This window comes from Atlanticothrix silvestris CENA357 (genome assembly GCF_016056295.1).
GTDB lineage: Bacteria > Cyanobacteriota > Cyanobacteriia > Cyanobacteriales > Nostocaceae > Atlanticothrix > Atlanticothrix silvestris.
This window is the reverse complement of sequence record NZ_JAECZB010000081.1, coordinates 80,913-86,972: the sequence shown is the minus strand read 5'-3', so window position 1 is coordinate 86,972 and position 6,060 is coordinate 80,913. Positions and strand designations below refer to the sequence as shown.

Below are 6,060 nucleotides of genomic sequence, written 5' to 3'. Positions count from 1 at the left end.
GGAGTAAATACTGAACCTTGATTAACTAAATGTAGCCCGATGTCCCAAAGTGGATGAGCCATCCAACCTAACATCAGCCACCAGTTTGAATAACGCAGCCCCAATAAAGCAAGTAGGCCATAAATTCCCACACCAGCAACTTCAATCACTATCCATCCCAATGTATCACCCGTTGCCATTGGTTTTACCAGCTGATGAAACAATTGGCTCATCACCTTTGCACCTAATCTTTGTCGAGCTTGGGTAATTGCTGATTTACAAGGGACTCGCCAATATTTGCCAACTTTTACCCATGCCACAGAAAGACCATCTACTAAGTTTTTGAGTACATCCCGCATCGAATCTCTCGACCACAGGCTCATTGCTATTACCAGACTGACCATTAACTGCGCTGGTAGCGATCGCGTGCGTTCCTCTTCGGTTTTGGTATTAGCGATCGCCTGTTCAATTGCCGTTGCTGGAATAGCCATTTCGATTGCTTTCAGCAACTCAGTATTTTGTATATCAGGAGACACCAATGAAAAATCCCTCAGATGCACGGCACTTAATTTCCATTCTTGGTAACAATGCCTAATTTACATGATTTTGAGCCTTAACTGAACCGTATTGGTTTATGGTACTCTTTCGGGCAGAGTCAAAGATATTTCTCCAGATGCGATATTTACAATCAGCTACACAAATATACTTCCTACTCCAGATGTCAAGAGTAATAATGCAAAAACAGGTACTTACGAGGTCACTATTCAGCCAGAAAGTAGAGAATTAACTGCTGGAAAACAAAAGTGTACGCTCCAATTGGGTATGGAAGGAAGAGCAGATATTATTTCCCGTCAAGAGACTGTATTGAAGTTTATATTACGCAAGGCAAGACTACTGACAGATTTGTGATGAGATATCCAATTGTTCTGCAACACAGTGAAGAAGACTGCGGTGCAGCTTGTCTTGCTACCGTAGCTAAAACATACGGATGTACCTTTGCTATCTCGCGTGTTCGGGAGGTAGTTGGTACAGGGCAGCTAGGAACAACACTTTTAGGGTTACGTCGAGGGGCGGAATCTTTAGGCTTTAATGCCCGTTCTGTCAAAGCTACACCCCAGTTGATTGATCATCTCCAAGAAGTTCCTCTTCCTGCTATCATCCATTGGAAAGGCTATCACTGGGTTGTGCTGCATGGGTGTAAAGGTAAAAAATATATAGTTGCAGATCCAGCAGTAGGTGTGCGCTATCTTAATCGTAAGGCACTTACAGAGTCTTGGATGAATGGGGTAATGCTGCTGTTAGTGCCTGATGAAAGCCGCTTCTGGGAACAACCTAACGATCAAATTGCTGGCTTTGGGCGCTTTTTTCGGCGTATTTGGTATTATCGCAATTTAGTTGCAGAAGTTCTACCCTTGAACTTGGTAATTGGACTGCTTTCTTTAGCATTTCCTCTGCTAATTCAGGTACTTACAGATGATGTACTAGTGCGGAGAGATACAGAACTACTAGTAACAGTGGCGATCGCTACTGCTGCTATGATTCTTTTTAGTAGTTTGCTGCGCTTGATTCAAGCACATTTGGTAGCTCATTTTGCTCAACGTCTAGAATTAGGGTTGGCGTTGGAATTTGGCAGGGCTATTTTACAACTTCCTTTAAGCTATTACGAATCTCATCGCAGTGGCGAAATTGTCAGCCGCTTACGGGACATTCGAGAAATTAATTTACTAGTTTCTCAGATAGTTACCACTTTACCTAGTGAGTTATTTATTGCTTTGGTGTCCTTGGGGTTAATGCTGATTTATAGTTGGCAGTTGACTATTGCCGCCATTGGTGTGGCTTTGCTCATGAGTTTATCTACCATAGTTTTCTTACCTGCTTTACAACAAAAAACTCGTGATGTGTTAGTCACCGATACAGAAAACCAAGGACTGTTAGTTGAAACCTTTAAGGGAGCCTTAACCTTAAAAACTACCAATGCGTCTCCTCAAGCTTGGGGGGAACTGCAAAGCCGTTTCGGCCGTTTGGCAAATGTCACCTTCGGACTATTGCAGATTGGGATTGTAAATGGTGTTTTTTCTACCCTGATATCAGGGTTAGGTTCTCTCGCCATACTCTGCTTTGGTGGTGTTTTGGTAATTCGCCAAGAACTCACTATTGGTCAACTTTTGGCATTCAACGGTATGAATCGCAACTTTACAGCTTTGATTAGTACAGTAATCAACTTTGTTGACGAATTTGCCCGTGTCCAAACAGCCAGCCAACGCCTCAACGACATCATCGATACAACACCAGAAAGTCGAAATAATGCCCCTCTAGATTGGGTCAAAATAACTTATAACGCTAATATTATTTGTCAGAAACTGAGCTTTCATCATGCCGGTCGAGTAGATTTACTGCAAGATTTCTCTCTTACCATCGTCGGTGGTAAAGTCACGGCATTAGTTGGTAAATCTGGTTATGGTAAAAGTACAGTAGCAAAATTGATTGCCAATCTTTATACACTGCAATCTGGAAATATTCGTTTTGGCAAGTATAACCAATCTGATATCTCTCTAGAATGTCTGCGTCAGCAAGTTGTACTTGTACCCCAAGAAGCGCACTTTTGGAGCCGTTCAATTCTTGATAATTTCCGCCTTAGCTACCCTGATGTGACTTTGGAACAAATAGTCAACGCCTGCCAGATTGCCTGTGCTGACGACTTTATCAGCGAACTACCTGACAAATATCAGACTGTTCTGGGTGAGTTTGGTGCAAATCTCTCTGGCGGACAAAGACAAAGATTAGCGATCGCTCGTGCTATTGTTACAGATCCACCCGTGTTAATTTTAGATGAATCTACAGGCGCACTCGACCCAGTAACAGAAGCCGAGGTACTCGATAAACTACTGGCTCATCGTCAAGGCAAAACTACGATTATGATTAGTCACCGTCCCAGAGTAATTCAACGCGCTGATTGGATTGTGCTGTTAGATAAAGGCGAACTCAAATTAACAGGAACCCCGGAAGAGTTGAGCCAACTTCCAGGGGAACATCGGGATTTTTTAAACCCTTAAATTACTGTCTTTTTGCGGTTGTTTGAGAATTTTCCACGGCTAAATGCCAATCACATTCACTTATGAGCTATTACACATTTATCATCAATGCAAACCATCCATGTATAACCATTCTTAGTTGGAATAGGCCATCTTGTGGTAGTACCCCCAGCAATAGTTTCCATATCTGTTTCCGATAATTCACTAAGTATATCGGAGTTGTTGGTCAATAATTGCTGTTGATTTTTACGAATCCTTTTGATACTAAACATTATCTTTTTTTGATGAAACGACTTTCTTGATATTAAAGAATATTAGTGAAAAAAATCTTGCACAATCTTGCTATTACTGCACAATCTAAACTTTTTGAATCCCTAATAAGTAGGTAGACACAATTATTTATAAAACGCATTTCGACTACGCTCAACTTTCGCGGAGTGGTCACTGAGCTTTGTCGAAGTGTCGAAACCCGGCAATCGAGGTGAGGTTTAATTTAGTCCTTCTACTTAGTATCTAGTTTTATGAACAAATATCCATTAGAGTCTTGCATCGTTATAAGCAGCAATCAATGTTGCATCCACATCAGCATCACCGGCTGGCGAGTTCGCGGTGAACACGGCATGGTCGCCAGATGGGAAACGTATAACCCAAGCGATTGAAGCGTCGTCACCTTCACCACGGTATCCGTTATGTACGAAGCTTCGTCCATCCTCAGCACCACTGCGCGTCCAGAAGCCGAAAAGATTATCAGCATTTCCGTTGTTAATCATTCGATCTCTTTGTCGGTGATCGAGAAACTGAGGATCGTCTAACGCTGACATAAATTTCGCTAAGTCTTTTGTTGACATGTAAAGTCCTCCAGGCGCACAGTTAAGGGTGACATTTGAGAGTAATCGTCCACTTTGATCTGTCCGCGAACTGTAGCTTCTAGCAACGTTGTGAAACGGAAAATATTTGTTTCTATCTGGTGGAAACCGTGACTCTCTGGGATCGCATGTTGCTGAAATTTCCAGTGGTAGAAAAATTCTCTTGTAAAGACCTAAATTGAAGTAGTGTGATGTTCGTTTTTGTATTTCTGTATTGTAAGTGTCGATGGGAGAATTCTGATATTTGACTTCTGTCTCGTGGTAAGGGCTAAGGAAAGCGTATCTTGCGTATAAAAAGTGAAAAATGCCAATAGTGGTATTAGAATATGTTCTGGTTCCTATAGGTGTGTTCAGTTCTCGACCTTTGCTTAGTCGTGTTGAGATGTGTTCGCCGTCTCCGTCTCTTTTAAACCCTGCTTTGTGCTGAAGCAAAGTGGCGGTCGTCACCGTCTCGTAATAGGGGTGAGCCATCCTTCGCCATCGGAACGGAAGATAAGCTGTCATCGGGGTGCGTTCAATCCGATTGCTGTCGGTAGTCACCTTCAAAACTGCGACAGTTGTAAAGAGCTTTGTAACGCTGCCAATTGCAGTTTCGGTATCAAGATCGAAAGCTTCACCATCAGAATCTGACTCGCATGGATCTACCGCCCAACCAGCACGCCGAAAGCCAAGCCTTCTGCCATCAGCCCCGGTCAAGATAACAGCGTAACCCTTAAATTTGCCGTCTAAATCTGTGGCAATCTTATTTAGGAATCGCTGCGTATTGATATTGGTAGTAGTTCTTTCGACCTCCATCTTTGACGGGATCGCCAAGTCGCATTTTGTGGCCTGAACGATATTTTGACTGGGTGTTGTTGCATGAATAACTCCGACAAAACCCATCCCTCCACAGGCTACTCCGAGAACTAAAGCCACAAGTTTGAAAGGAATAACCATAATTGACGCCTTCAATTCCTTGACAAGAGTTGTTGTTTAAGTTTGGGTTGATGCGATCGCCTCAATAAAAGTGCAGATGAGTTTGATTACTCACAGTTGATTTACGGTTTACTTGATCAAGCATCGAGGAAAAAGCGATCGCACCTAGCGGATTCTTGAACCTACGACAACGATTTCCTTTGGCTTTTTGTAAAATGCTGCTAACTCAGATCCAAACTCTTCCTGAAGTCGCTTTAAACCACCACAAATAATTTCAGCTTGACATTCATCTAATTCTTGCCAAATGTCTTTTTTTATCTGTTGTTTTTTCATCTGGAATTCTTCCTAAAATATGAAACTATAAGCTCATACAAGATGGCTTGTTTGATAGTCAGCTAGAAGCTTGCCTGTAACTACCGGAATGATACTCGCAAGCTGCACATAGAGGAACTGTGGGAACTATATGAGATGAACTGGTTGTTACCCCTAAGTTATCTACAGATTTTAAGCGTACACGAATCCTGTCATTTCCAGAAAAGCTACCTCCTACAAACAATTCTTGATTTTGTTCGTCTATTTCCACAACTAATTTTTCCAATGCTTTTACATCAATAAAACGTGATGATTTATTGATTGAGGGCTTTTTAAACATCTTTCGATTCTCCTACAAAATTCATCTATAAGAGTGTTGGAGTAATTCTGATTTATGAAACAGGATACAGCCCATATCAGAGTAATTCCGATATAGCGATCGCAAATATACTGCGAGTTGATATCCCTACTTCTTGGAGAATTTGGGGATATCACCTTCACAAATTATTTAAAAATATTAAAATTTGACGACAATGCTAATCCCTACTTCACATTTGCCTGGTACTTGGCACTTACCCCATCCCTTCCCCTTCACTCTTCCCCCACCAGCTAGTTGAGCAGCTACGTCATCATTGAGTTCTTGCCATAGAGCCTGAGTTTGCAATTTCTGAGATTGATTCGTATTCATAGAATTTCCTCCTGTACATTAATTCAAGATTAATTCTTGCTTTTCAAAGCGGGAAAGATTGCTGAGTTGTCTAATTTTTATACTTGCTAAAGACTATTTTACCCTCGCCATGTGAAAGAAGAACCAGTAGAGCCAGTTCCAGCAAGACCTACAGATTCTCCTTGGGGAGCGCCTCCTCGCATTTTCTCTGCTTTTTTGTCATCAAGCTGATTCCATAATTGATTATTTGAATTTGTTTGAGTTGCTGATTTTGTTGGAATTAACATTA

General features: G+C 41.7%; 8 protein-coding genes. 2 read left to right on the top strand and 6 right to left on the bottom strand.

Annotated elements, in window-relative coordinates; genetic code table 11:
- Window positions 1–449: transposase domain-containing protein (locus tag I8751_RS20860; RefSeq protein WP_404800445.1), on the bottom strand; the 449-nt coding region annotated here is incomplete at its 3' end.
- A gap of 157 nt (window positions 450–606) precedes the next feature.
- Here I8751_RS20860 and I8751_RS20855 point away from each other — a divergent pair.
- Window positions 607–888 carry a hypothetical protein gene (locus I8751_RS20855; RefSeq protein ID WP_214441018.1) on the top strand — a complete coding sequence of 94 codons (282 nt, stop codon included), beginning with the start codon at window positions 607–609 and terminating at the stop codon, window positions 886–888.
- Window positions 888–3,032 carry a peptidase domain-containing ABC transporter gene (locus I8751_RS20850; RefSeq protein WP_214441017.1) on the top strand — a complete coding sequence of 715 codons (2,145 nt, stop codon included), beginning with the start codon at window positions 888–890 and terminating at the stop codon, window positions 3,030–3,032. The genes I8751_RS20855 and I8751_RS20850 overlap by 1 nt, the downstream gene beginning before the upstream one ends.
- 515 nt (window positions 3,033–3,547) lie before the next feature.
- On the opposite strand, the gene I8751_RS20845 is transcribed toward I8751_RS20850, so the two are convergent.
- The 5 genes from I8751_RS20845 to I8751_RS20825 form a co-directional block, all read right to left on the bottom strand.
- Entirely contained in the window at window positions 3,548–4,813 is a 1,266-nt protein-coding gene (locus I8751_RS20845; RefSeq protein ID WP_214441016.1) for a serine hydrolase domain-containing protein, read from the bottom strand.
- A 144-nt stretch (window positions 4,814–4,957) separates the two neighbouring features.
- Window positions 4,958–5,125: a hypothetical protein gene (locus I8751_RS20840; RefSeq protein WP_214441015.1), complete on the bottom strand. Its 168-nt coding sequence runs from the start codon at window positions 5,123–5,125 to the stop codon at window positions 4,958–4,960.
- A gap of 58 nt (window positions 5,126–5,183) precedes the next feature.
- On the bottom strand, window positions 5,184–5,444 hold the full coding sequence (locus I8751_RS20835) for a hypothetical protein (RefSeq protein ID WP_214441014.1): 261 nt from the start codon (window positions 5,442–5,444) through the stop codon (window positions 5,184–5,186).
- 177 nt (window positions 5,445–5,621) lie between these two features.
- Window positions 5,622–5,792: a hypothetical protein gene (locus I8751_RS20830; RefSeq protein WP_214441013.1), complete on the bottom strand. Its 171-nt coding sequence runs from the start codon at window positions 5,790–5,792 to the stop codon at window positions 5,622–5,624.
- Between the two features lie 98 nt (window positions 5,793–5,890).
- Complete coding sequence (locus tag I8751_RS20825) at window positions 5,891–6,058, bottom strand: hypothetical protein (protein WP_214441012.1); 168 nt, start codon at window positions 6,056–6,058, stop codon at window positions 5,891–5,893.
- Window positions 6,059–6,060 lie beyond the last annotated feature (2 nt).